The sequence below is a fragment of the Roseovarius azorensis genome (genome assembly GCF_900109455.1).
GTDB lineage: Bacteria > Pseudomonadota > Alphaproteobacteria > Rhodobacterales > Rhodobacteraceae > Roseovarius > Roseovarius azorensis.
On the sequence record NZ_FOAG01000005.1, the window covers coordinates 70,513 to 96,382 of the forward strand.

The following is a 25,870-nucleotide window of genomic DNA, read 5'->3' on the forward strand; positions in this document are numbered from 1 at the left end:
GGCAAAGCAAGGAAAGGTATCCGACATGACCCCTGTTCACCCCGCAACGCGCATTGGCCATGTGCATCTCAAAGTGGCCGATCTCGACCGCGCCATCGATTTCTATTCCGGTGTCCTCGGCTTTGAACTGCAACAGAAATTCGGCACCCGCGCGGCCTTTCTCTCGGCAGGCGGCTATCATCATCACCTCGGCCTGAACACCTGGGAAAGCCTTGGCGGCAAACCCGCGCCCAAGGGGCACACCGGCCTCTATCACACGGCGATTCTCTATCCTGACCGGGCACAGCTGGCGGATGCGCTGCGACGGATAATCCAGGCGGGCATCCCGATCGAGGGGGCGGCGGATCATGGCGTGAGCGAGGCGATCTATGTCTCGGACCCGGACGGCAACGGCGTGGAACTCTATCGCGACCGCGCCCCCGAAGAATGGCCGCTCGACGCCGATGGCAATCTGGCGATGGTTAATGATCCCATTGATCTGAATGAACTTTTGTCACAAGCCCCGGCAGAGGACTAGACGCCCCCGCGCACCCGGCATAGGCTGCGCCTGAACCACAGGGAGAGGACGCAGATGGCGACGGGCACGAATATCCGCACCTATTACAACGGGCAATGGCATGACGGCGATCCTGCGGTGATCCGGGCGGCGGATCATGGCGCGTGGCTGGGCACGACGGTGTTTGACGGTGCGCGCTATGTCGACGGGATCGCACCCGACCTTGACAGGCATTGCGCGCGGGTGAATGCCTCGGCCAGCGCGCTGATGATCACGCCGACGGTGACATCATCGGACATGGTGGGGATCGTCCGGGAGGGTCTGAAACTATACCCCAGATCCGCCGCCATCTATATCCGGCCGATGTACTGGGCACTGGACGGCGGCGATCTCGGAGTCGTGCCGAAAGAGGGCGCGACCGGCTTTGCCATCAGCCTCGAGGAAATTCCGATGCCGCCCCCGGGCACCAGCACCACGCTCTGCCGCACCCGGTTTCGTCGCCCGGTGCTGGAGGACGCGGTGGTCAACGCCAAGGCCGGATGCCTCTATCCCAACAACGCCAGGATGCTGAAAGAGGCGCGCGACAAGGGGTTTGGCAATGCGCTGGTGGCCGATGCCCTTGGCAATGTGGCCGAGACGGCGACGGCGAACGTGTTTGCCGTCAAGGATGGAGAGGTGTTCACGCCCATCCCCAACGGCACCTTCCTCGCCGGGATCACGCGGGCGCGACATATCGCCAACATGCGCCGCGAGGGCATGCAGGTGCATGAAACCGTCATGACGTTCGACGATTTCCGCGCGGCGGACGAGGTGTTTCTGTCAGGCAACCTGATGAAGGTGACGCCGGTGTCGGCCTTTGAGGACACCCATTACCAACCCGGCCCGGTGACCGAGAAAGTGCGGCAGATGTATTGGGACTGGGCGTATTCGGAGGGCTGAGACCTGCCACGGGCGTTGAACGGCGCCTGCACGGGTTTGTGCCCCGACCAGGCATGGCAGCCCCGGGCCGCACATTCGCCGCATTGCAGCACCCTTGCACGCGGGCGCAAATCGGAATAGGCCATCGGCAACTTTTCAACCGACGGAGAATGATCCAATGGCCAGACCCAAGATTGCGCTGATCGGCGCCGGACAGATCGGCGGCACCCTCGCCCATCTCGCCGCGCTCAAGGAACTGGGCGACATCGTCCTTTTCGACATCGCCGAGGGCACCCCCGAGGGCAAGGCGCTCGATATCGCGGAATCCGGCCCCTCCGAAGGGTTTGACGCGGCCCTGAAGGGCACGCAGTCCTATGCCGATATCGCCGGTGCGGATGTCTGCATCGTCACCGCCGGCGTGCCGCGCAAGCCGGGAATGAGCCGCGACGACCTTTTGGGCATCAATCTCAAGGTCATGAAATCCGTGGGCGAGGGCATCGCCACCCATGCACCCGACGCCTTTGTCATCTGCATCACCAACCCGCTCGATGCGATGGTCTGGGCGCTGCGCGAATTCTCCGGCCTGCCGCAGGAAAAGGTCTGCGGCATGGCGGGCGTGCTCGACAGCGCACGGTTCCGGCACTTCCTCAGCCTCGAATTCGGCGTCTCGATGCGCGATGTGACCGCCTTTGTGCTGGGCGGCCATGGCGACACGATGGTCCCGCTGGTGCGGTATTCCACCGTCGCCGGTATCCCGCTGCCCGACCTGATAGATATGGGCTGGACCACGCAGGAAAAACTTGACGCCATCGTGCAGCGCACGCGCGACGGCGGGGCCGAGATCGTGGGCCTGCTGAAAACCGGCTCTGCCTTTTATGCGCCCGCCACCAGTGCCATCGAAATGGCCGAGGCCTATCTCAAGGATCAGAAGCGCGTTCTGCCCTGCGCGGCATATGTGGACGGGGCTTATGGCCTCAAGGGATTCTATGTCGGCGTGCCCACGGTGATCGGCGCGGGCGGGGTCGAGCGTATCGTGGACATCAGGATGAACAAGGACGAACAGGCGATGTTCGACAAATCCGTCGATGCGGTCAAGGGCCTGGTCAAGGCCTGCAAGGAAATCGACCCTTCGCTGGCGTGACATCCACAGGCAGCACTCAATTCGGGGCCGGATCATGTCCGGCCCTGATTCTTTTTCGGCAGCAATGATGCCGGTTTCCCTATTTGTGATCACACGTTTTACTCGTGTGATCACAAAATTGAAAAAATCGCCCAAAATCTCGTCATTCGGCAGAAAACCGTTTATTTCCCCTGCAAGGATATGCCTATACCTGTCCCAATCGCAGCAAAACGGGACAGTTTCATGAATATCCATGAGTATCAGGCGAAGGCCCTGCTTCGCTCTTACGGCGCCCCGGTGTCGGACGGCCGCGTGGTTCTGCGCGCGGAAGAGGCCAAAACCGCCGCAGGCGCGCTCGACGGGCCGCTCTGGGTGGTCAAGGCGCAGATCCACGCAGGCGGACGCGGCAAGGGCAAGTTCAAGGAGACCGGCGCCGGTGACGCGGGCGGCGTGCGCCTTGCGAAATCCGTCGAAGAGGCTGCCGAAGAGGCCCGCCGCATGCTGGGCCGCACGCTGGTCACCAAACAGACAGGCCCCGCGGGCAAGCAGGTCAACCGCATCTATATCGAGGACGGATCGGGCATCGAGACCGAGATGTATCTCGCCCTGCTCGTGGATCGCGGCACCAGCCGCGTCAGTTTCGTCGCCTCCACCGAGGGCGGCATGGACATCGAGGAAGTGGCCGAAAGGACGCCCGAGAAAATCCTCAGCTTCTCGGTCGATCCCGCCACCGGCTATCAGCCCTTTCATGGCCGCCGTATCGCCTTTGCCCTCGGCCTTTCGGGCGCGCAGGTCAAGCAATGCGTGGCGCTGATGGGCACGCTCTACAGGCTCTTTGTCGAGAAGGACATGGAGATGCTGGAAATCAACCCGCTGATCGTGACCGACAAGGGCGACCTGAAATGTCTTGATGCCAAGATGGGTTTCGATTCCAACGCGATCTACCGCCATTCGGACATTGCCGAACTGCGCGACACAACCGAAGAGGATCCCAAGGAACTTGAGGCGTCGAAATACGACCTCAACTATATCGCGCTCGATGGCGAAATCGGCTGTATGGTCAACGGCGCGGGTCTGGCGATGGCCACGATGGACATCATCAAGCTTTACGGGGCAGAGCCTGCCAATTTCCTCGACGTGGGCGGCGGGGCGACCAAGGAAAAGGTCACCGAGGCGTTCAAGATCATCACCTCCGACCCGCAGGTCAAGGGCATCCTCGTCAACATCTTCGGCGGCATCATGCGCTGCGACGTGATCGCAGAGGGCGTGGTTGCGGCAGTCAAGGAGGTCGGCCTCAAGGTGCCGCTGGTGGTGCGTCTCGAAGGCACCAATGTCGAAAAGGGCAAGGAGATCATCAACAATTCCGGCCTCGACGTCATCGCCGCCGACAACCTCAAGGACGGCGCGCAGAAGATCGTGAAGGCTGTGAGGGGGTAATGCCAATTGTTCTCAAGATAGACGGCTCAGCGGTTTCGCCTCTGGAGTGTTCGTTACTGACGTTGACGACCAAAATCAGGGTCAAAGATACCGATGTTCGCGTCGGAGACTCGGCTTTCATTTGGAGCCACTATTCCCAACCGAGAGTTCGCGACGGGAAGCTTATCGCATTAGGAGTAGTTGTGGCTTCGACCAGAGGCGAGGACCGAAAAACCGTCGATTTGAGGATTGCAATGTCTTCTTGCCCTCCACGCCGAGACTGGAGAACAGAGGAACTGGATGCCTTGAAGAACCGCAACGATGGTTCTCCCGAAACCGAAATTGCTAACGAAGTGCGCGGATACACCCATGACCATGTGGGACATGTTTCTCAAGATGCCGCTGCACTAATGGCCACTTACTTCATTTAGGAGCCTAAAATGGCAGTCCTCGTAGACGAAAACACCCGCGTCATCTGTCAGGGCCTCACCGGCTCTCAGGGCACGTTCCACTCCGAACAGGCCATCGCCTATGGCACGAAAATGGTCGGCGGCGTTACCCCCGGCAAGGGCGGCACGACGCACCTCGACCTGCCCGTGTTCAACTCGGTGCACGAGGCGATAGCCGCGACAGAGGCCAACGCCTCGGTCATCTACGTCCCGCCCCCCTTCGCCGCCGACTCGATCCTCGAGGCGATCGACGCGGAAATGCCGCTCATCGTCTGCATCACCGAAGGCATCCCCGTCCTTGACATGATGCGCGTCAAGCGGGCGCTGGAAGGCAGCAAATCCCGCCTCATCGGGCCGAACTGCCCCGGCATCATCACGCCGGACGCCTGCAAGATCGGCATCATGCCCGGCCATATCCACAAGCGCGGCAGCGTCGGCGTCGTCAGCCGCTCCGGCACGCTGACCTACGAGGCGGTCAAGCAGACGACGGATGTGGGTCTGGGACAGAGCACCTGCGTGGGTATCGGCGGCGACCCGATCAAGGGGACCGAGCATATCGACGTGCTGGAATGGTTCCTTGCCGATGACGAAACGCAGTCGATCATCATGATCGGCGAGATCGGCGGATCGGCCGAGGAAGAGGCGGCGCAATTCCTCGCCGATGAAAAGAAAAAGGGCCGCTGGAAACCCACCGCAGGCTTCATCGCCGGACGCACCGCCCCCCCGGGCCGCCGCATGGGCCACGCCGGCGCCATCGTCGCCGGCGGCAAGGGCGACGCGGAATCCAAGATCGAAGCCATGAAATCCGCCGGCATCACCGTCGCCGAAAGCCCCGCCGGGCTGGGCGAGGCGGTACTAAAGGCGATCGGGTAGCACATCACGCAGGCCGGGGCTGACCCCGGCCTGCGTCAACACACAGGGTTTCACGTCCTCTCCGAGGTGCCACAATGACCGACCAATCCCCCAACGACCTCTTCCATGCCTCCTCCTTCATGCAGGGGCATAATGCCGAGTATCTCGAACAGCTCTATGCGCGCTACGCCAGCGATCCGAACGCGGTCGATGGGGCGTGGAAATCGTTTTTCGATCAGTTGGGCGACCGCGACGACGACGTAAGGAAAGAGGCCGCCGGCCCGTCCTGGGCACGCGCAGACTGGCCACAAATGCCCTCGGACGACCTGACCGCCGCCCTGACCGGCGAATGGCCTGCCGAACCGGAACTCAAGGACGCAGGCAAGAAGATCGCCGCCAAGGCCGCCGACAAGGGCATCGCGGTCTCGGACGAGGCGATCAAGCGCGCCGTGCTCGATTCGGTGCGCGCGCTGATGCTGATCCGCGCCTATCGCATCCGGGGCCACCTCATCGCCGATCTCGACCCGCTCGGCCTGCGCGAGATGACCCACCACCCGGAACTTGACCCGAAATCCTACGGCTTCACCGAGGCCGACATGGACCGGCCGATCTTTATCGACAACGTTCTGGGCCTGCAGATCGCGAGCTTGCGCGAGATTCTCGCGATCGTCAAACGCACCTATTGCGGCACCTTCGCGCTGCAATACATGCATATCTCCGACCCCGAGCAATCCGCCTGGCTGAAAGAGCGGATCGAGGGCTATGACAAGGAGATCACCTTTACCCGCGCCGGTCGCAAGGCGATCCTGAACAAGCTGGTCGAGGCCGAGGGTTTCGAGAAATACCTGCATGTCAAATACATGGGCACCAAGCGGTTCGGCCTCGACGGCGGCGAATCCCTCATCCCGGCGATGGAACAGATCATCAAGCGCGGCGGACAACTGGGCGTCGAGGATATCGTGATCGGCATGCCGCACCGGGGGCGACTGTCGGTGCTGGCCAATGTGATGGGCAAACCCTATCGTGCCATTTTCAACGAATTCCAGGGCGGCAGCTTCAAACCCGACGAGGTGGATGGATCGGGCGATGTGAAATATCACCTCGGCGCCAGTTCCGACCGCGAATTCGACGGCAACCGGGTCCATCTCAGCCTGACCGCCAACCCCAGCCATCTCGAGGCGGTGAACCCCGTCGTTCTGGGCAAGGTCCGCGCCAAGCAGGATCAACTGGGCGACAAGGACCGCACCAGGGTGCTGCCCATCCTTCTGCATGGCGACGCGGCTTTTGCCGGACAGGGCGTGGTGGCGGAATGTTTCGGCCTCTCGGGCCTCAAGGGGCACCGCACCGGGGGCACCATGCATATCGTGGTCAACAACCAGATCGGTTTCACCACCGCACCGCATTTCAGCCGGTCCTCGCCCTATCCGACCGACATCGCGCTGATGGTCGAGGCGCCGATCTTTCACGTCAACGGCGACGACCCCGAGGCGGTGGTGCATGCCGCCCGCGTCGCCACGGAATTCCGCCAGAAGTTCCGCAAGGACGTGGTCATCGACATGATCTGCTATCGCCGGTTCGGTCACAACGAGGGCGACGAGCCCATGTTCACCAACCCGCTGATGTACAAGAAGATCAAGCAGCAAAAGACCACGCTCTCGCTCTATACCGAGCGGCTGGTCAAGGACGGCCTCATCCCCGAGGGCGAGATCGAGGACATGAAGACCGCGTTCCAGGCCTATCTCGCCGACGAATTCGAGGCGGGCAAGGATTACCGCCCGAACAAGGCCGACTGGCTAGATGGCAAATGGTCCGACCTCAACGCCCATCGCGGCAAATACGAGCGCGGCGAGACCGCGATCAAGCCCGAGACGCTGGCCGAAATCGGCCGCGCGCTGACCACCGCCCCCGAGAATTTTCCGCTGCACAAGACGGTCGAGCGCCTGCTCGAAAGCAAGGCAAGGATGTTCGAGACAGGCGAGGGCTTTGACTGGGCCACCGCCGAGGCGCTGGCCTTTGGCAGCCTGCTGACCGAGGGTCTGCCGGTGCGCCTGTCGGGGCAGGACTGCACCCGCGGCACCTTCAGCCAGCGCCATTCCGGCCTGATCAATCAGGACAACGAAGAACGCTATTACCCGCTCAACCACATCCGCGAGGGGCAGGCGCAATACGAGGTCATCGACTCGATGCTCTCGGAATACGCGGTGCTGGGCTTTGAATATGGCTACAGCCTGGCGGAACCCAACGCGCTGACCCTGTGGGAGGCGCAGTTCGGCGATTTCGCCAACGGCGCACAGATCATGTTCGATCAGTTCATCTCATCGGGCGAATCGAAATGGCTGCGCATGTCCGGTCTCGTCTGCCTCTTGCCGCATGGCTACGAGGGGCAGGGGCCGGAACATTCCTCGGCCCGGCTGGAACGGTTCCTGACAATGTGCGGCGGCGACAACTGGATCGTGGCCAATTGCACGACACCGGCAAACTATTTCCACATCCTGCGCCGCCAGATGTATCGCACCTTCCGCAAACCGCTGATCCTGATGACGCCGAAATCGCTGTTGCGGCACAAGCTGGCGGTCTCGAAGGCCGAGGAATTCACCACCGGCTCCAGCTTTCACAGGGTCCTGTGGGACGATGCGCAATACGGCAATTCCGACACCACGCTGGTCGAGGACAAGAAGATCCGCCGCGTCGTCATGTGCTCGGGCAAGGTCTATTACGATCTGCTCGAAGAGCGCGACGCCCGCGGAATCGACGACATCTACCTGATGCGCATCGAACAGTTCTACCCCTTCCCGGCGATGTCACTGGTCAAGGAACTGGAACGCTTCAAGAGCGCGGAAATGGTCTGGTGTCAGGAAGAGCCCAAGAACCAGGGCGCCTGGTCCTTCATCGAGCCCAATATCGAATGGGTGCTGACCCGGATCAAGGCCCGGCACAAACGGCCCGTCTATGCGGGCCGCCCGGCCTCCGCCTCGCCCGCCACGGGCCTTGCCAAGCAGCACAAAGAACAACAAGAAGCGCTGGTCGATGCCGCGCTGACCATCGAAGGGAAATAACCCATGACCACCGAAGTCCGCGTCCCCACCCTTGGCGAATCCGTGACCGAGGCGACCGTCGCCACCTGGTTCAAGAAACCCGGCGATCCGGTCGCCGCCGACGAGATGCTGTGCGAACTGGAAACCGACAAGGTCACCGTCGAGGTGCCCAGCCCCGCCGCCGGTACGATGGGCGAGATCGTGGCGCAGGAGGGCGAGACGGTAGGTGTAGATGCGCTGCTCGCCACCATCGCCGAGGGCGAGGGCAAGGCAGCTCCGGCCAAGGCAGAAAAGACTGAAAAATCTGAAAAACCGGCCAAGATCGACAGCGCCAATGCCAAGGCCAGTGTCGATGTCATGGTCCCCACCCTTGGCGAGTCGGTGACAGAGGCGACGGTTTCGACCTGGTTCAAGAAGGTCGGCGATCAGGTCAGCGCGGATGAAATGCTCTGCGAACTGGAAACCGACAAGGTTTCCGTCGAAGTCCCCGCACCCGCTTCCGGCACGCTGACGGAAATCCTCGCCGCTGAGGGCGCCACCGTGCAGGCCGGCGGCAAACTGGCGGTCCTCTCGTCTGGCGAGGGCGCGACCGCGCCAGCCACACAGAAGGCAGAAGAGCCTGCTGCACCCGCGAAATCCTCTGGCAAGGATGTCGAGGACGCCCCCGCCGCGAAAAAGGCCATGGCAGAGGCAGGTATCAGCCGCGATCAGGTGCAGGCGTCGGGCCGCGATGGCCGCGTGATGAAAGAGGACGTGGCGCGCGCCGCAGCGGTCACAAAGGCCCCCGCCGTTTCTGCCGCCCCCGCACAGGCACCCCGCGCGCCCTCCCCGGCAGAGGACGCCGCCCGCGAGGAGCGGGTCAAGATGACCCGCCTGCGCCAGACCATCGCCCGCCGCCTCAAGGACAGCCAGAACACCGCCGCCATGCTCACCACCTACAACGAGGTGGACATGACCGAGGTGATGGCGCTCCGCAACCAGTACAAGGACGAATTCTTCAAGAAACACGGCGTGCGCCTTGGCTTCATGTCCTTCTTCACCAAGGCCTGCTGCCACGCGCTGAAAGAGGTGCCCGAGGTCAATGCCGAGATCGACGGCACAGACATCGTCTACAAGAACTTCGTGCATATGGGCATCGCCGCGGGCACGCCCACCGGCCTTGTCGTGCCGGTGATCCGCGACGTGGATTCCATGTCCTTCGCCGCCATCGAAAAGGCCATCGCCGAAAAGGGCGCCCGCGCCCGCGACGGCAAACTCAGCATGGCGGAAATGCAGGGCGGCACCTTCACCATCTCCAATGGCGGCGTCTACGGCTCGCTGATGTCCTCGCCCATCCTCAACCCGCCGCAGTCGGGTATTCTGGGCATGCACAAGATTCAGGATCGGCCGATGGCGATCGACGGCCAGGTGGTGATCCGCCCGATGATGTATCTCGCGCTCAGCTACGATCATCGCATCGTCGACGGCAAGGGCGCCGTCACCTTCCTCGTGCGGGTGAAAGAGGCGCTGGAAGATCCCCGGCGGTTGTTGATGGATTTGTGATTGGGAATGGTGGGTTTCACCCACCCTACGGGACAATTCGTAGGGTGGGTGCCAACCCACCACGAGGAGAAACCATGACCCCCGAACTCACCGCCCTCACCCTCGCGGCACTCCTGCAAGCGGTCCAGTACCTCCTCTACGCCGTCCCCGCCAATCTCGAACTTGGCCCCGGCTACACCATGTCCGCCCGCGACCGCGAACCCTCCCGCCAACTCTCGCCAAAAACCGCCCGCTTGGGCCGCGCGCTCACCAACCATTTCGAGGGGCTGATCCTCTTCACCATCGCCGTGATCGTGGTCACCTTCACCAAGATCACCACCCCGCTCACCGCCGCCTGCGCCTTCACCTATCTCGGCGCGCGCGTCCTCTATATCCCCGCCTACTACCTCGGTCTGCGCCCCTGGCGCTCGCTGATCTGGGCGGTGGGCTGGCTCGCCACGCTTTTCATGCTGCTGGCCGCGCTCTTCTGATGCTTCATCTGGCCGCAAATACCTCGGGGGGAATTGGCCGCAGGCCAAGGGGGGCAGAGCCCCCACCCCGCCCAACTGAAAGGAAACACCCATGGCATCCTATGACGTGATCATCATCGGCGCCGGCCCCGGCGGCTATGTCTGCGCCATCCGCTGCGCGCAGCTGGGGCTGAAAACCGCCGTGGTCGAGGGCCGCGAAACACTGGGCGGCACCTGCCTAAACGTCGGCTGCATTCCGTCCAAGGCGCTTTTGCACGCCAGCCACATGCTGCACGAGGCAGAGCACAATTTCGCCGCCATGGGCCTCAAGGGCAAGGCGCCCTCGGTCGACTGGAAACAGATGCTCGCCTACAAGGATGACGTCATCGGCCAGAACACCAAGGGCATCGAATTCCTGTTCAAGAAGAACAAGATCGACTGGCTCAAGGGCTGGGGCTCCATCCCCGGGGCAGGCAAGGTCAAGGTCGGTGACGACATCCACGAGGCTAAAAACATCGTCATCGCCACCGGCTCGGACTCCTCCAGCCTGCCCGGCGTCGAAGTGGACGAAAAGATCGTCGTCACCTCGACCGGCGCGCTGGAACTGGGCAAGATCCCGAAATCCATGGTGGTGATCGGCGCAGGCGTGATCGGCCTTGAAATGGGCAGCGTCTATGCCCGCCTCGGCACGGAGGTGACGGTCGTCGAATATCTCGACGCGATCACGCCGGGCATGGACGGCGAGGTGCAAAAGACCTTTCAGCGCATCCTCAAGAAACAGGGGCTCAAGTTCATCATGTCCGCCGCCGTGCAATCGGTCGAGACGCTGAAAACCAAGGCCAAGGTCCATTACAAGCTGCGCAAGGACGACAGCGAGCATCAGTTGGACGCCGATACCGTCCTCGTCGCCACGGGCCGCAAACCCTATACCGACGGGCTGGGCCTCGACACACTCGGCATCACCCTGTCGAAACGCGGCCAGATCGAGACCGACAAGCACTGGCAGACGAATGTAAAGGGGATCTATGCCATCGGCGACGCCATCGACGGCCCGATGCTGGCGCACAAGGCCGAGGACGAGGGCATGGCCGTGGCCGAGGTGCTGGCGGGCAAGCATGGACATGTCAATTACGGCGTCATCCCCGGCGTGATCTACACCCACCCCGAGGTCGCCAACGTGGGCGAGACCGAGGAATCGCTGAAAGAGCAGGGCCGCGCCTACAAGGTCGGCAAGTTCTCCTTCATGGGCAACGGACGGGCCAAGGCGGTGTTCGCGGGCGACGGTTTCGTCAAGATCCTCGCCGACAGGGAAACCGACCGCATCCTTGGCGCGCATATCATCGGCCCCGCCGCGGGCGATCTCATCCACGAGATTTGCGTGGCGATGGAATTCGGCGCCTCCGCGCAGGATCTGGCGCTCACCTGCCACGCCCACCCCACCTATTCCGAGGCGGTGCGCGAGGCCGCGCTGGCCTGCGGCGACGGAGCCATTCACGCGTGAGCAGTGCGGCGGCCACGCCCCTCGTCTCGGTCGTCATCCCGGCCTTTCAGGCGGGGGAAACCTTGCGCACAGCGCTGGCCTCGGTGGCGGCCGCCGGCCTGCCGCCCGAGCGGGTCGAAGTGGTGATCGCCCCCGATGACGGGCAGGGCTACGACGACCTGCCCGATCACGGCCTGACCCTCACCCGCTGCGCCACGCATCACATGGCCACCGGCGCTGGCCCCGCCCGCAACCGCGCCATCGCCCGCGCGCGCGGCGCGTTCATCGCCTTTCTGGACGCCGATGACACCTGGGCACCCGGTTATCTGGCCGCCCTGTTACCACTGGCACAGCGGCACGGCGCAGCTTTTGGCCGGACCCGCGTCCTGCTCGGGAAACAACCCCTCCTGCATCTGCCCGGCCCGGCGCAATCCACGCTCGGCCTTGCCGATCTGGGGCGCACCGGATGCAGCTTTCACCCCCTCGCGCAACGGGTGCTCGTGGGACCGTTCCGTAACCGCGCGGCGCAGGATGTGCTGCACACGATGGAGGTACTCTCGCTCGTGGGAGGACGCGCACCGCTGGCCAAAACCAGCTACAACCTGCATCTCAACCCCCAGAGCACCACCGCCCGCAACGCCTTTGCACAGCGCGCGCAACAGGCCTATTACGACCACATCCGCGCCATCGGGGCGGGTCAGACCCGCATCGCGCCGGGCCACGGGGCGGCGGCGCGCCACGCCTTCGAATCCAAGGCCCGGCTCAACCGCGCCTATATCCGATCCGGCAAGGCGCAGTTCTTCTACCAGTTCATGCAGGAACGGCTGGCGGCTGAACAACGCACCGCCGCCGTGCAGCCCGATCCGTCGTGACGCGCCCCACGTCCCAAGGTCTCATTCCGCGGGCGATATCGTCTCTTTCGTCTTTTTCGACCGACGCAGTCGCCGGACCACATTCCGGAAGGGCACCAGATAGAGCTTGGCGCAGCTGTCCATTTCCTCTGCGTTCATCCCGGCCACCCCGAACCGCACGTCCCGGTTATCCTCCGGCAGTTCGTAGGTCTTGAAGATGACATCCCAGACCGGGAACATGAAGGCGAAATTCTTGTCGATATGATCCGGGTGACAACTGTGGTGGACATGGTGATGCGCCGGAGACGGAAACACCTTCGACCAGTTGCCCGGCCAGCGCAGCCAGATATGCGAATGCCGCAGATTATAACCCATGACGTTGAACAGAAACATCAAAAGCGGCACGCCAAGCACCGCCGGCATGCTCGGCAGATACCCCAGAAGCTGCGCAGCGGTCCCCATGAAGATCCCGTTGCCGGCCCCGATACAGACCAGATAGGCAAGGTTGTCGATAGGATGCTCGCGAAAATTCGACATCGGATGCATCACCTCGGCGCTGTGATGAACCTTGTGAAATTCCCACAGGATCGGGATCTTGTGCTGCAAATAGTGGATCGTATAGGCGATGAGATCCGACAGAACGAAAAACCCGACCATATAGCCAAAGGCAATCACATAGGCCCCAGTCCCGGACCGGGTATCGCCAATGCGCGCAGCCTCTGCAAGACTCTCGCCGCCGGTGACCAGCGCATAGGCCCAGGCGGAACACGCCGCCATCACACCGAACAGCAGGAAATGACCGATGAGCTTGTGAAAGAAGAAATAGCGCACGTCCAGCCAGGCCGAGGGATGCGACCAGACGCGCCTGGGCAAGAGAAAGCCCAGGAATGTCGGGGCATCCTCTTCGCCATCATGCCGACGCCAGGCACGGACCCTGTAGACCACATAGGCAAACCCGACTGCGGTCAGAAGATAGAGCGCAAAGAGCCGCTCGCCCGGCGACCAGAAGAAGCCGAGAAAATGAAGCAGATAGCTCACGTAAAGCTGCCACAGATCCGTCAGATATCCCATATGCCCGACCCTACATTCAACTGTTACGCCTGACAATCACGGCAGGATGCGTGCTTTGTGTGAACAGAATGTGGAAATCTGCGGGCCACGTTCCGCTCAGACGGCACCGGGATCAAACCCCGCCTCGCGCATCAGCCGATCAGAGGCGTCCTCGACCTCCCGCTCCAGCCGCGCCATGAAACTGTCCTTGTCCAGCCCGGCAGGGATCACCGGCAGAAACTCCACCACCGCCAGCCCCGGCTTGCGATAGATCCCCCTGCGCGGCCAGAACACGCCCACATTGGTGGCGGCAGGTACGCAATCCTGCCCAAGCTGGTCATAGAGCACACCCGCACCGACCTTGTAGGGCACCTTGCGGCCCGGTGCCACGCGCGTGCCCTGCGCATAGATGATCAGTTGCCCCGGCTCCTGCGCACCACGGGCCACATCCTCAGACATCTGCCTGATCGCCGCGCTCCGCTTGCCGCGATCCACGGGCACACAGCCGATCCTGAGCGCATATTGCCCGATCACCGGCGCCCACATGAGCTCACGTTTCATGATGAACTTGCCCGCCGGAATACTCCCGAAAATCAGGATGATATCCAGAAACGACTGATGCTTGGCGGCGATCAGCACCTCGCCGCGGGGTGGCGTGCCGCGCACCTCGCTGCGCAGCCCCACCATCCAGGCAGCGGTCCAGCGCACCCACCGGCAAAAGCTTTTGCAGGCGACACGCGCGCCCCGGCGGCTCACCAGCGCCCAGGGCAGGAACACGATGCCCAGGACACCCATCGCCAGGTACATCTGCACGACAAAGATCAGCGAACGCAACCATTGAACCGGATGTTTCATGTCATGTCTTTCAACGTTCTTTGCGCCGCCGCGCGAGTGGCGGCATAGGCGACACCCGCCGCCAGCGGCGGAATGACCAGCGGCCACAGCCAGTGCCAGCCCTGAAATCCCAGCCCGGTCAGGAACCCGCCTTCGGCCTGCGCCCGCGGCAGGAACAGGATCGCCGCGCAGCCCAGCGCCACCCCGGTCGCGGCGCCCGCGAGCGCGCGCAGCGTGAACCGCCGCACAAAGGCCCCGGCGATAAAGCTGTCCTGCGCCCCCACCAGCCGCAGCACACTGATCACCTGCGCGTTGGCCGCCAGCGATGCGTTGGCCGCCAGCGTGATCATCGCCCCCATCGCGGTGCCGATCAGCAACAGCACGACCCAGCCCAGCAGCCGCAACCGCTCTGCGGCGCGCACCAGCGGCGCGCGCCAGCGGCTGTGATCGTCGAGAACGGCCCCCGGCACCTCGGCGGCCAGCCGCAGGCGCAGGCCTTCGGGATCCATGCCTTCGCCCGTTTCCACGATCTCGATGAGCCGCGGAATCGGCAATTGTTCCACCGGCAGATCCGGGCCGAACCAAGGCGCCAGAAGCGCCGCCTGCTCCGCGTCGCTCAGCGCGCGGGCCTGCGCCACCCCGGCGGTCGTTTCCAGCACCCTGAGCGCCGCCGCCGTTTGCGCCGCCATCTGCGCCTCGGGGGCAGAGATACGCACCGTCGCCGTGCGCGCCATCTCGTCGTCCCAGCGATCCGCCAGCCGCCCGGTCGCCAGCGCCAGCGCCAGCGCGCAGACCGCGACAAATCCCATCACCGCCGCGCTGAACAGCGTCAGCCTTGCGGTCATGCCGGTCGGCGGCACCACCCGGTCAGCCTGCGCATCCCCCAGCAGAAAGGCCCCCGCCTGCGACACATCCAGCCTCACAGGTCCGCCCCCGCCAGTTGCAACCGCCGTGCGGCGATCCTGAGCACCCGTGCCTGCACATGGGTCTTGGCCGCGCGGATGAGCGCCAGGTCATGCGTGGCGATCAGGATCGTCTTGCCCATGCGGTTGAGTTCGATCAACAGCCGCATGAGCCGCTGCGACATCTCCCAGTCCACGTTGCCGGTGGGCTCGTCGGCCAGCACCACCTCGGGTGACATGATCAGCGCCCGCGCCAGTGCCGCCCTCTGCCGCTCTCCGCCCGACAGTTCCGGCGGCAGGGCCCGGGCCCGCTCCCTCAGTCCGACCCAACCGATCAACTCCCGCAGATTGGCATCCTCGGCCAGCAGATCGCGACCGGACACCATCAACGGCAGCGCGATGTTGTCCGACACATCGAGGTGATCCAGAAACTGACAGTCCTGATGTACAACTCCGATACGGCGGCGCGCCATGGCGATATCGTCGCGCCCCATATCCTGCCGGTCCTTGCCAAAGATACGCAACTGCCCGGCAGTCGGGACCAGCGCGCCGTAACACAACTTCAGCAGCGTGGTCTTGCCCGATCCCGAGGGGCCGGTCAGGAAATGAAACGATCCGGCGCTCAGCGACAGCGACACATCGGTCAGCAACTCGCCCCCGTCATAACCATAGGCCACATTTTCCAGCTCGATCACACCTGCGCCCCTCGCGTTGCCACCCCTAAATGCCCCAGAGGCAACAGTTGTGCAATGATCCAGCACGCGATTTCCTTTGTCCTTTCCCGAACATAAAGTTACGCTTATGGTAGGCGTCAGCGAAATGGACCGGATAACGGCAGCAGGCAACAGGTGTAGTATGAGGTTGACTTGCCCGAATTGCGGGGCTCAATACGAAGTCCCCGACGAAGTCATCCCCGAGGACGGGCGTGACGTGCAATGCTCGAATTGCGGCGATACCTGGTTTCAGCAACATCCTCATCATGCCCCCCTGGACGCGCAGGAAGAAGACGCCCCAGCCCCCGCACCATCGAAAGACGGGACGCCAGAGACCGCGACCGCCACGAAACCGCCCGCCGATCTGCCGGGCACGGACATGGCAGAGACCCCCGCCCCCAGAACCGACGAGAACAGGCCCTCAGCGCGAACCGCAGGCCCCAGTGTTGCCCCGGACCGCCGCAGCGTCGATCCGGCAGTAGCGGATATCCTCCGGCAGGAGGCCGAGCGCGAAAAGGCTGTCCGCACCGCAGAGGCCACCGGCGGCCTCGAGACGCAGCCCGAACTCGGCCTGAGCCAGCGCCCAGGCGGCAGCGACGACCGCAGCCGCCATGCCCAGGCCAGGATGGACCGGCCGCACGGCACCACGACCCGCCCCATTGGCCCGACCGCGGATGACGCCGACGACTACGCAGATATCGACCCGGCATCGCGCCGCAACCTTCTGCCGGATATCGAAGAGATAAATTCCTCCCTCAGTTCACACCAAAAAACCTCGCACCAAGAGAAAGAGGCCCCGGAACAGGTCGCCATCCCCGAATACACATCAGAACCCGTGCGGCGCAGCGGCTTTGGCCGCGGCTTTCGACTGGCGATCCTGATATTCATTCTGGCTACGCTGATCTATCTTCTGTCGCCCCTGATCGCTGGTCAGTTTCCCGCCGCCGAGGGGCCGCTGGCGCAATATGTCGCGACGGTCGATAATCTCAGGCTCTGGCTCGACAGTCATGTCAGCGCGGCAATCGGCTGGTTCTCGAAAATGTCCGCACCGGCCACCGGAAACTGAACCCACCGGGTGTGACGGCCTCAGAACCTTTCCAGCAACCTGCGCAGGTAATCCAGTTCGACATCGGGGCGCTCACCCTCTCCGGAGCGGCGGCGTATCTCGTCCAGCAGATCCCGCGCCCGGCGATATACATCCGCACCCTGCAGCAGATTGTCCTGCGTGCCCGCCTGACGCCCCTGCCCGGCGTCGCGCCCCAGAGGATCGGTCTGCGCCTGCCCCGCGGGGCCCTGCGCGTCGCCCTGTCCACCCGGATTCTGCTGCTCGGCCAGTGCCTCGCCCATGTTGCGCATACCCTCGCGCAGCGCATCCATCGCTTCGGCCTGGTTGTCTATGGCCCCGGCCAGATCGTCACCCCGCAGCGCCTCTTCGGCACCCTCCATCGCGCGCCCGGCCCGTTCCAGCGCCTCACGCGCGGCTTCTCCGGCCTCACCGCCCAGTTGCGGCAGGCCCTGTCGCTGACGCTCCAGCTCACGCCGCAGCGCCTCTTGACGGTCGGCCAGAGATCCCTCGGCGCCCTGCCCGTCCTCAGCCTGTTGCTGACCCTCGGCACCGGGCTGCGCGCCGCCCTCGCCGCCGCCCTGACCTTGCTGGCCGTCATGACTCTGACCGCGCCCGTCGCCGCCGCTGCGGCCTTCGTTGCCCTGCGACTGACCGGACCGCGCACCGGGGTTGAACTGTTCCTGCAGGTCGCGGAACGCCTGATCCGACAGGCCCTGTTGCTGGCGCAGCGTATCGGCCAGCCCCTCCATCGCCTGCTGCCCCGGTGACTGGCCCTGCTGACTACCGCCCTGCGTGACCTGCATGTTCTCCATCATCTGCTGGAATTCCTCCAGCGCCTGCTGCGCCTCGGCAAAGCGACCCTGTTCCATCAACTCCTGAATGCGGTCCATCATGTCCTGCAGATCCTGCTGGGTCATCCGCATCATGTTCTCGGCGCTCTGCTGATCGCCGTTCTGGGGATCGTCGCGCTGCGCCTGCTGCATCTTCTGGCGCAGGTAATCCTGCGTCGCATCGCGCAATTCCTGCATCAGACGCGCGATCTCATCCTCGGTCGCGCCATTCCTCATCGCCTCGCTCAGCCGCTCCTGCGCCGCGCGCATCCGCGCCAGCGCATCGCCGATATCGCCATCCTCCAGCAGAATGCCCAGATCCCACAGCGCCTGCGCGACCTCGTCGCGCTCCGGCCCGCTCAACCCGTCGTCGTCGGTCATCGCCTCCAGCTGCCGCAGGATCACCCGCAGCCGCAGATAGGCCGCCTCGGAGCGAAACAGCCCCTCGGTTGGCAGGTAGGACACCGCCCGCAGCACCTGCGCCACGCGACCCGCATTCTCTCGCGACCACAAGAGATCGCGCCGCTGTTCGATCACCGCCGCCGCCATCGGGTTGAAGAACCGCCGCGCCGGCAGCGTCATCTGCACGGCTTCCGACACACCTTCCTGCCCCGCCGCATCCGCGACACGCAGCTCCAGCGTCACCGGCAGATGCGCCCAGGGGTGCTCTGACAGGTTCTCGATCAATGTCTCGATGAACGCCGCCCGATTGCCCGCCAGCGGCAACGGCAGATCGAGCGTGATCGGCTCGCGCGGCTCGGGGTCCACGGTCAAACCATGCCGCCGGTCAACCTGACCGGGATCAAGCGCGAACACCGCGCTGCCCCCCACGATGCCATAATCGTCATGTGCCTCGAAGGGCTGGCTCATCTGGCCGTCAAAGGTGGTTTTCAGACCATCCCGCATCACCCGCACCTGCGGCGGCGCATCCGGTATCGCCTCGACCTGCCAGCTTTGCCCGCCGGGTCCGTCGATCCGCAGATCGCCATTGCCCGCAATCTCGAAACGCTGTTCGGTATCCGTCGCCTCCGGCGCATCCCCGGTGCGCCCCGACACCGTTTCGACAAGGCTCAGCGCACCGACCTCGCCATAGAACCGCAGCGTCACCCGGCTGCCAACCGGCGCGCGGATCAGCTCACGCTGATCGGCCAGATAGAGGCTCGGCAATCCGGTATAGGACGGCGGCTCGATCCAGCCCTCCCATGTCGGACCCTGCGCCAGAGCGGCCCCCGGAGTAGCACCCGGCATCATCTCGGCCACCGACCCGGCCCGCCACACCGATCCGAAGATGAGCGCCATCACCAGCCCCAGAAGAGCGATATAGCGCAGGCCGAACGGATCCTGCCGCGAGAGCCGCAGATCCGGCTCGACTGCCCTCGCCGCGGCCGCGCGCAACGCCATCCGCGCCTGATGCGCCCGCCAGAGCGTCTCCGACCCGCCATCGCCCGCGCCGATCGCCTGACTGTCGGCCAGCGCCGCCAGCGGCCGTCCCGGCATCGCCGCATCCAGCCGCGCCAGCGCCTCGGCCCGGCGCGGAAAGCGAAACCGCATCGCGCCCCAACCGGCAAACCCCACCAGCGCCAGCCCGCCCAGCATCAGCGCGGACCAGACCACCTCGACCGGGGCGATGTCGTGCAGCCCCAGCATCAGCATCGCCGCACCCGCCGCGATCAGGCTCCAGACCGGCCAGAACGCGCGCACCAGCCGCTCGGCGATCAGCCCCGCCCAGGTCAGACTGAGCGGACGGCGCAGCCGCGCCATGACTGCGCCCAGGTTATCCTGCGTTGTCCTTCGCGTTGCTGGCATGCGTCACGCCTTTTCCCGGCCTCACGCGCCCATCGCGTCAGAGCCATTCGGGGATGGTATCGCGATTTATCATTTCGTCAAAGGTCGGTCTGGCCCTGATCACGGCAAATTCACGCCCATGCACCAGAACCTCGGGGATCAGGGGCCGGGTGTTGTATTCGCTCGACATCACCGCGCCATAGGCCCCGGCGCTGCGAAACGCCACCAGATCGCCCGCGACAAGCGGCGGCAGCATCCGCCCCCTGGCAAAGGTATCGCCCGATTCGCAGACCGGGCCGACCACGTCGTAGGGGCGCTGCTCAACCCCCGGCGCGGCCTCGGCCACCGGCACGATATCGTGATGCGCGTCATACATCGCAGGCCGGATCAGATCGTTCATCGCGGCATCAAGGATCAGGAAATCCCGCCCTTCGCCAGATTTCACATAAATCACCTCGCTGACCAGAATACCCGCGTTCCCGGCAATCAGCCGCCCCGGCTCGATCTCGATCTCACAGCCCAGATGCCCCAGCGTCTCGCGGATCAGCGCGCCATATTCGGTCGGCAGCGGCGGCGCCTCGTTGCTGCGCGTGTAGGGGATGCCCAGACCGCCCCCCAGATCCAGCCGCCGGATGTCATGGCCATCCTCACGCAACTGCACAGTGAGATCCGCCACCTTCTCATAGGCCAGCCGGAAGGGCGTCAACTCGGTGAGTTGCGACCCGATATGCACGTCGATCCCCACCACCTCCAGCCCCGGCAGCCGGGCCGCCTCGGCATAGACCTCGCGGGCGCGCGCGATCGGAATGCCAAACTTGTTCTCGCTCTTGCCGGTGGCGATCTTGGCATGGGTTCTGGCATCCACATCCGGGTTGACCCGGATGGTGATGGGCACCTGCACCCCCATATCCAGCGCCACGGCATTCAGCGCCGCCATCTCCGGCTCGCTCTCCACGTTGAACTGCCGCACGCCGCCCTCCAGCGCCATGCGCATCTCGGCCCGCGTCTTGCCGACGCCGGAGAAAACGATCCGCTCACCCGGCACGCCTGCGGCGCGCGCGCGGGCATATTCTCCGCCCGAAACCACATCCATCCCCGCGCCCAGCGCCGCCAGCGTTTTCAGGATCGCCTGATTGCTCGCCGCCTTCATGGCATAACAGACCAGGTGATCCATTCCCGCCAGCGCCTCGTCGAACAGCCGGAAATGCCGCGTCAGCGTGGCAGTGGAATAGCAGTAGAACGGCGTGCCCACGGCGGCGACGATCTCGGCCACCGGCACATCCTCGGCACAGAGCCTGCCGTCCTGATAGAGAAAATGATCCATTCCGCCCGCCTGTCCCCGCGCTACCCGTTTCTTCTTGGCATAAATACCCGAATCCGCCCTATCCGCGCCGCGACGCCCGCAGGAAAAGATAGAGCGGCAGCCCGCAACTCACCCCGATACCGAACGTCGCCGGAATGGCGATCAGCCCCAGCCAGGCGCGCCGCTGCACCGCCTCGGCCAGCACCCAGAGCGTCAGCACCACCGCCGCGATGGTCAGATCCCAGACCAGCCCGCTTGACGCCGCATTGGCATGCCAGGCGTCGACCATGCCCATCAGGTCAAACCCGTTCTGCCCGAACCATTGCACGAAGTAATACATCGGATGGATGGCGCCCCAGACCGCCAGCGCGGCAAAGACCCATCTCACAGACCCACTCCCACGCCCACATTCACACCGCCGACACGCGCCCCGGCATGCACGCCGGTATGCACCCCGCCGCTGCCCGCGCTGACCGTGCCGCCAAACGTCGGACGCACCGGCTCGCCATCGGCCCCGCACCCCGCCAGAACCGCCAGCGCGAACATCGCCAGACCCGCCCTGATCATCCCAACCGCTCCTTCCACCGCGCCGCCTGCATGCGCACCTGCGCAGGCGCCGTGCCGCCATAGCTCATCCTTGAGGCCACCGAATTATGCACCCCCAGCACATCATAGACCGAGGCATCGATTTCGCCATGCACCGCCTGCATTTCCGCAAGGCTCAGATCCGGCAGGTCACATCCCCTGGCCTCGGCCCGCGCCACCAGCGCGCCCGTCACGTGATGCGCCTCGCGAAACGGCATGTCGAGCACCCGCACCAGCCAGTCCGCCAGATCCGTCGCGGTCGAGAACCCGGCCCCGGCGGCGGCCTCCAGATTGGCCTTCTGCGCCACCATGTCGCGCACCATGCCCTCCATCGCGGCCAGCGCCAGCATCAGGTTGTCGGCGGCATCGAACACCTGCTCCTTGTCCTCCTGCATGTCCTTGGAATAGGCCAGCGGCAGACCCTTCATCACCATCATCAGCGCCACGTTGGCCCCGAATATCCGCCCCACCTTGGCGCGGATCAACTCGGCGGCATCGGGGTTCTTCTTCTGCGGCATGATGGATGAGCCGGTCGAGAACCGGTCGCTCAACGCCACGAACCTGAACTGCGCAGAGGACCAGATCACCAATTCCTCGGCGAACCGGCTCAGGTGCATCGCGCAGATGCCGGCGACGCTCAGAAACTCCAGCGCGAAATCCCGGTCGCTGACGGCATCCAGGCTGTTGGCGCAGGGCGCATCGAATCCCAATTCCCTCGCCGTCATCTCCCGGTCGATGGGAAAGGACGTGCCCGCCAGCGCCGCCGCCCCCAGCGGACATTCGTTCATCCGCGCCCGCGCATCACGCACCCGGCTCAGGTCACGCCCGAACATCTCGACATAGGCCATCATGTGATGCCCCCAGGTCACCGGCTGCGCGGTCTGCAGATGGGTGAAACCGGGCATCACCCACTCTGCCCCCGCCTCGGCCTGCGCCACCAGCGCGCGCATCAGCGCCCGCAACGCCTGCTCTGCGGCATCCAGCTGGTCGCGCACCCAGAGCCGGAAATCGGTGGCCACCTGATCGTTGCGGCTCCGCCCGGTGTGCAGCCGCCCGGCAGGCGCGCCGATGATCTCCTTCAGCCGCGCCTCGACATTCATGTGAATGTCCTCCAGCGCCGTCGAAAACCGAAATTCCCCCGCCTCGATTTCTGACAAGACCGTGAACAGCCCTTCCCTCATCGCCTCGGCGTCACTATCACTGACGATACCCGTTGCCGCCAGCATCGCGGCATGGGCACGCGACCCGGCGATATCCTGCGCCGCCATCCGCCTGTCGAATCCGATCGAGGCATTGATCGCCTCCATGATCGCATCCGGCCCGGCGGCAAAGCGGCCGCCCCACATCTGGTTCGAGGTCGTGTCAGTCATCTCTGTTGGCCCTTCGGAGGGAAGTATGAAACGCATTCGTCAGATCGTCCTTTATATGGCCCTTGCACTCGGTGCAAATGCTGCCCTCGCCGATACCGCAGCACTTGAGACGCTGCGCGAGGGGGACATGAAGAAACTGATGTTCCACAGCACACCCGCCCCGGCCCCGCTGACCGAATACGAACGCGACGACGGCACCACCGGCACGCTCGCCGATTATCGCGGCAAGCACATCTTGCTCAATTTCTGGGCCACATGGTGCGCCCCCTGCCGCGCCGAAATGCCGATGCTGTCGAACCTGCAGACCGACATGCGCAGCGACGCCTTCGAGGTCGTCACCATCGCCACGGGCCGCAACCCGCCGCCCGCGATGAAAAAGTTTCTAAACGAGATCGGCGTCGACAACCTGCCGCTCCACCGCGACCCCAAAAGCGCGCTCGCCCGCGACATGGGTGTGTTCGGCCTGCCGATCACCGTGATCATCGACCCCGAGGGCCTTGAGATCGCCCGCCTCATGGGCGACGCCCACTGGGACAGCGACAGCGCCAAGGCGATCGTTCAGGCGCTGATCGACGGGAAGGGGGAGAGTTGAGGGGGAGGAGTTACGGTAGACGCAGAGGGGCGGGTTTGCGGGACATTTCTGCCGTTCAGCGCTCCCCTCTATGCAGACGCACCCTCAAACCCGCCCACTGCTGGCAGAACTCTGTAACCCTTGTCGTTATTTCCTCGTCAGGGTTCAGCACAAAAAACGTCCTTGGGCTGTATGCCGTTGCCCGCACTGCCAATCCCGGCATCCCGACCTCGCCCAGCCAATGATCGACCTCAGCGTCGTGGCCCCCTCGCCGCCGAGTATTGTGATGGTAGATCACTGCGCATCGACCTTGGGCCAGTTCCTTTACCTCTGCCAAGGGCATCTGCTTGCCAAACGTCGCACGTCCCCTTCGCCAATCGCCGTCATCGATGATGCCGTTGTCGGGATCTGCGAAAACTAGGTCGCAAGGGGATAGCCTTTGCATCACACGCTTGAACCATGCGGTGCGCCAAGAACGGCGTTCACGAGGCGATATCGTGCTACTGTCTACGGTCTCATCTGATGAGATCACACCCTCCAATACCGGCAACAGCGAGTTAATCGAGCGCACCTCTTTTGTGATGTTCCGGAGATGGCTGAACAAGTCTGGGTCTAGGTGTTCGTACTGATGCGGTTCGTCGAGATAGATAATGTGCCGCCCATCCCCGTTGTGGTCCTCGTCCGGGTAACGGTACCAAGCAACGCCCAACTGTCGTCGCGGTGAGAGGGCTCTGAGTAGGCCGATCTTTACATAGTCTCCGACATCGCCAGCGTAGCGGTCCTGCATTGGTCTAGCTTTCTTCTTATGGCTCTGATTTTCCAACAGAGTATAGTCGGTTGATGCGTGTGGTGGCCACTACCGTTCAATGACGGCAACCAAATCAGTTTTTCGCAGCATGGTTATTTGGGCGACCGCGTAGGCTCGTCCGTGATGCCGCAGCATGGAAGGCCCCTTCCTAGCTGCGGCCTGCCTGAATGTAGCTTCCGAACTCCAAGCCGCCACTCCCACCACCCACCACCCCCATTTCATCTGGCCGGAAAATACCTCGGGGGAGTCGCCGCGCAGCGCGCGACGGGGGCGGCGCCCCCATCCTCCGCCCTGCGGCAAACCGGCTGCGTACATCTCGCGTGTCCGCCCTGCACACCGCGTACGCATCACGCCCCCGCGATACCCGCCCCAGATCCCCGCAACCCTTACCCCACCGCACGCTTGACAGCCCCTTGCACACCCTTGTGCGAACCCCTCAAAACCCCTAAAGCCAGCCCATGCTAGACGAGACCGAAGAGATCCATCCGCTCTTTCACGGTGCCCCCACCAGCACCGAATTCAAGAAGCTGCGCAAGCGCATCGTCCGCCACACCCGCGAGGCGATCGAGCAATACGGCATGGTCGAACCGGGCGGCAAATGGCTGGTTTGCCTCTCGGGCGGCAAGGACAGCTATACCCTTCTCGCCGTGCTTTACGAACTGCAATGGCGCGGCCTCCTGCCGGTCGAACTGCTCGCCTGCAATCTCGATCAGGGGCAACCCGGATTTCCCGCCACCGTCCTGCCCGAGTTCCTGAAAGAGCGCGGCGTGCCCCACCGCATCGAGTATCAGGACACCTATTCCATCGTCGTGGACAAGGTGCCCGCCGGGCGCACCTATTGCGCGCTATGTTCCCGTTTAAGAAGGGGAAATCTCTATCGCATCGCCCGCGAGGAGGGCTGCACGGCGGTCGTTCTCGGTCATCACCGCGACGACATTCTGGAGACCTTTTTCATGAACCTCTTTCACGGAGGTCGGCTGGCGACGATGCCCCCGAAACTGGTCAACGAAGAAGGCGATCTGTTCGTCTACCGCCCCCTCGCCCATGTCGCCGAGGCCGATTGCGAGCGGTTTGCCCGCGCGATGAACTACCCGATCATTCCTTGCGATCTCTGCGGCAGCCAGGACGGGCTGCAACGCCAGCAGGTCAAGCAGATCCTCGACCGCTGGGAAGCGAATTCGCCGGGCCGCCGCCAGGTCATGTTCCGCGCCCTGATGAACGCGCGGCCCTCGCATCTACTTGATTCGGGCCTGTTCGACTTCGCCGGTCTGCGGACAAGTTCGCTCAAGCCCGAGGGAAATCCCGAAGCTCTGCCCAAACTCCGTTAACCGATCCGCGCCGGTCTTCGCGGGTGATGGCAGCGACAAATCCGCTTCGGCGGCGCTGAACTCCCGGAATCCGCTTGACCTTTGGGTCCGCACTCTGTTGAACCCCCCTGACATGCA

General features: G+C 64.0%; 23 protein-coding genes. 13 read left to right on the plus strand and 10 right to left on the minus strand.

Features of this window, described 5'->3' with window-relative positions; all coding sequences use genetic code 11:
- The first annotated feature begins 25 nt into the window (after nucleotides 1–25).
- The 10 genes from BSG08_RS08985 (at nucleotide 26) to BSG08_RS09030 (ending at nucleotide 12,629) form a co-directional block, all read left to right on the plus strand.
- Nucleotides 26–517 carry a VOC family protein gene (locus BSG08_RS08985; protein ID WP_093035396.1) on the plus strand — a complete coding sequence of 164 codons (492 nt, stop codon included), beginning with the start codon at nucleotides 26–28 and terminating at the stop codon, nucleotides 515–517.
- Between the two features lie 54 nt (nucleotides 518–571).
- Nucleotides 572–1,435, plus strand: a complete 864-nt coding sequence (locus tag BSG08_RS08990) for a branched-chain amino acid aminotransferase (RefSeq protein WP_093035399.1) — start codon at nucleotides 572–574, stop codon at nucleotides 1,433–1,435.
- Nucleotides 1,436–1,592: 157 nt separating this feature from the next.
- Entirely contained in the window at nucleotides 1,593–2,555 is a 963-nt protein-coding gene (gene mdh / locus BSG08_RS08995) for a malate dehydrogenase (RefSeq protein WP_093035403.1), read from the plus strand.
- A gap of 222 nt (nucleotides 2,556–2,777) precedes the next feature.
- Nucleotides 2,778–3,971 carry an ADP-forming succinate--CoA ligase subunit beta gene (gene sucC, locus BSG08_RS09000; protein ID WP_093035406.1) on the plus strand — a complete coding sequence of 398 codons (1,194 nt, stop codon included), beginning with the start codon at nucleotides 2,778–2,780 and terminating at the stop codon, nucleotides 3,969–3,971.
- Nucleotides 3,972–4,390: 419 nt separating this feature from the next.
- The gene (gene sucD, locus BSG08_RS09005) at nucleotides 4,391–5,272 is read left to right on the plus strand and encodes a succinate--CoA ligase subunit alpha (RefSeq protein WP_093035409.1); all 882 of its coding nucleotides are present in this window, start codon (nucleotides 4,391–4,393) and stop codon (nucleotides 5,270–5,272) included.
- Nucleotides 5,273–5,346: 74 nt separating this feature from the next.
- Nucleotides 5,347–8,307 carry a 2-oxoglutarate dehydrogenase E1 component gene (locus BSG08_RS09010; protein WP_093035412.1) on the plus strand — a complete coding sequence of 987 codons (2,961 nt, stop codon included), beginning with the start codon at nucleotides 5,347–5,349 and terminating at the stop codon, nucleotides 8,305–8,307.
- A gap of 3 nt (nucleotides 8,308–8,310) precedes the next feature.
- A complete protein-coding gene (gene odhB, locus BSG08_RS09015; protein ID WP_093035415.1) occupies nucleotides 8,311–9,828 on the plus strand; it encodes a 2-oxoglutarate dehydrogenase complex dihydrolipoyllysine-residue succinyltransferase in 1,518 nt (505 codons plus the stop codon).
- 74 nt (nucleotides 9,829–9,902) lie between these two features.
- Nucleotides 9,903–10,298, plus strand: a complete 396-nt coding sequence (locus BSG08_RS09020) for an MAPEG family protein (protein WP_093035418.1) — start codon at nucleotides 9,903–9,905, stop codon at nucleotides 10,296–10,298.
- A 91-nt stretch (nucleotides 10,299–10,389) separates the two neighbouring features.
- Nucleotides 10,390–11,778: a dihydrolipoyl dehydrogenase gene (lpdA, locus tag BSG08_RS09025; protein WP_093035421.1), complete on the plus strand. Its 1,389-nt coding sequence runs from the start codon at nucleotides 10,390–10,392 to the stop codon at nucleotides 11,776–11,778.
- Nucleotides 11,775–12,629 carry a glycosyltransferase family 2 protein gene (locus BSG08_RS09030; protein WP_175544742.1) on the plus strand — a complete coding sequence of 285 codons (855 nt, stop codon included), beginning with the start codon at nucleotides 11,775–11,777 and terminating at the stop codon, nucleotides 12,627–12,629. Before lpdA ends, BSG08_RS09030 begins: the two co-directional genes overlap by 4 nt.
- A 21-nt stretch (nucleotides 12,630–12,650) precedes the next feature.
- On the opposite strand, the gene BSG08_RS09035 is transcribed toward BSG08_RS09030, so the two are convergent.
- The 4 genes from BSG08_RS09035 to BSG08_RS09050 form a co-directional block, all read right to left on the minus strand.
- The gene (locus BSG08_RS09035) at nucleotides 12,651–13,679 is read right to left on the minus strand and encodes a sterol desaturase family protein (RefSeq protein WP_093035427.1); all 1,029 of its coding nucleotides are present in this window, start codon (nucleotides 13,677–13,679) and stop codon (nucleotides 12,651–12,653) included.
- A 96-nt stretch (nucleotides 13,680–13,775) separates the two neighbouring features.
- On the minus strand, nucleotides 13,776–14,513 hold the full coding sequence (locus BSG08_RS09040; protein WP_093035430.1) for a lysophospholipid acyltransferase family protein: 738 nt from the start codon (nucleotides 14,511–14,513) through the stop codon (nucleotides 13,776–13,778).
- Nucleotides 14,510–15,415 carry a cell division protein FtsX gene (locus BSG08_RS09045; protein WP_093035433.1) on the minus strand — a complete coding sequence of 302 codons (906 nt, stop codon included), beginning with the start codon at nucleotides 15,413–15,415 and terminating at the stop codon, nucleotides 14,510–14,512. The genes BSG08_RS09040 and BSG08_RS09045 overlap by 4 nt, the downstream gene beginning before the upstream one ends.
- On the minus strand, nucleotides 15,412–16,089 hold the full coding sequence (locus BSG08_RS09050) for a cell division ATP-binding protein FtsE (RefSeq protein WP_093035436.1): 678 nt from the start codon (nucleotides 16,087–16,089) through the stop codon (nucleotides 15,412–15,414). Before BSG08_RS09050 ends, BSG08_RS09045 begins: the two co-directional genes overlap by 4 nt.
- A gap of 160 nt (nucleotides 16,090–16,249) precedes the next feature.
- Between BSG08_RS09050 and BSG08_RS09055 the strand changes: the two genes are divergently transcribed.
- A complete protein-coding gene (locus BSG08_RS09055) occupies nucleotides 16,250–17,173 on the plus strand; it encodes a zinc-ribbon domain-containing protein (RefSeq protein ID WP_093035439.1) in 924 nt (307 codons plus the stop codon).
- A gap of 20 nt (nucleotides 17,174–17,193) precedes the next feature.
- Here the strand turns inward: BSG08_RS09055 and BSG08_RS09060 are convergent, their stop codons facing one another.
- The 5 genes from BSG08_RS09060 to argH are packed head-to-tail and all read right to left on the minus strand — an operon-like array spanning nucleotide 17,194 to nucleotide 23,046.
- A complete protein-coding gene (locus BSG08_RS09060) occupies nucleotides 17,194–19,809 on the minus strand; it encodes a TIGR02302 family protein (RefSeq protein WP_175544743.1) in 2,616 nt (871 codons plus the stop codon).
- Between the two features lie 37 nt (nucleotides 19,810–19,846).
- Entirely contained in the window at nucleotides 19,847–21,112 is a 1,266-nt protein-coding gene (gene lysA, locus BSG08_RS09065; protein ID WP_093035441.1) for a diaminopimelate decarboxylase, read from the minus strand.
- 58 nt (nucleotides 21,113–21,170) lie between these two features.
- Entirely contained in the window at nucleotides 21,171–21,479 is a 309-nt protein-coding gene (locus tag BSG08_RS09070) for a DUF2834 domain-containing protein (protein ID WP_093035444.1), read from the minus strand.
- Nucleotides 21,476–21,658: an argininosuccinate lyase gene (locus BSG08_RS09075; RefSeq protein ID WP_093035447.1), complete on the minus strand. Its 183-nt coding sequence runs from the start codon at nucleotides 21,656–21,658 to the stop codon at nucleotides 21,476–21,478. The genes BSG08_RS09070 and BSG08_RS09075 overlap by 4 nt, the downstream gene beginning before the upstream one ends.
- Nucleotides 21,655–23,046, minus strand: coding sequence for an argininosuccinate lyase (gene argH, locus BSG08_RS09080; RefSeq protein ID WP_093035451.1), 1,392 nt, complete (start codon nucleotides 23,044–23,046; stop codon nucleotides 21,655–21,657). The genes BSG08_RS09075 and argH overlap by 4 nt, the downstream gene beginning before the upstream one ends.
- A 25-nt stretch (nucleotides 23,047–23,071) precedes the next feature.
- Here argH and BSG08_RS09085 point away from each other — a divergent pair, with 25 nt between their 5' ends.
- Entirely contained in the window at nucleotides 23,072–23,638 is a 567-nt protein-coding gene (locus tag BSG08_RS09085) for a TlpA disulfide reductase family protein (protein WP_093035453.1), read from the plus strand.
- Between the two features lie 55 nt (nucleotides 23,639–23,693).
- Here BSG08_RS09085 and BSG08_RS09090 read toward each other — a convergent pair whose 3' ends face one another.
- Nucleotides 23,694–24,404, minus strand: a complete 711-nt coding sequence (locus BSG08_RS09090; protein WP_093035456.1) for a hypothetical protein — start codon at nucleotides 24,402–24,404, stop codon at nucleotides 23,694–23,696.
- Between the two features lie 479 nt (nucleotides 24,405–24,883).
- On the opposite strand from BSG08_RS09090, the gene ttcA reads away from it, so the two are divergent.
- Nucleotides 24,884–25,753: a tRNA 2-thiocytidine(32) synthetase TtcA gene (gene ttcA / locus BSG08_RS09095; RefSeq protein ID WP_093035459.1), complete on the plus strand. Its 870-nt coding sequence runs from the start codon at nucleotides 24,884–24,886 to the stop codon at nucleotides 25,751–25,753.
- The last annotated feature ends 117 nt before the right edge of the window (nucleotides 25,754–25,870 follow it).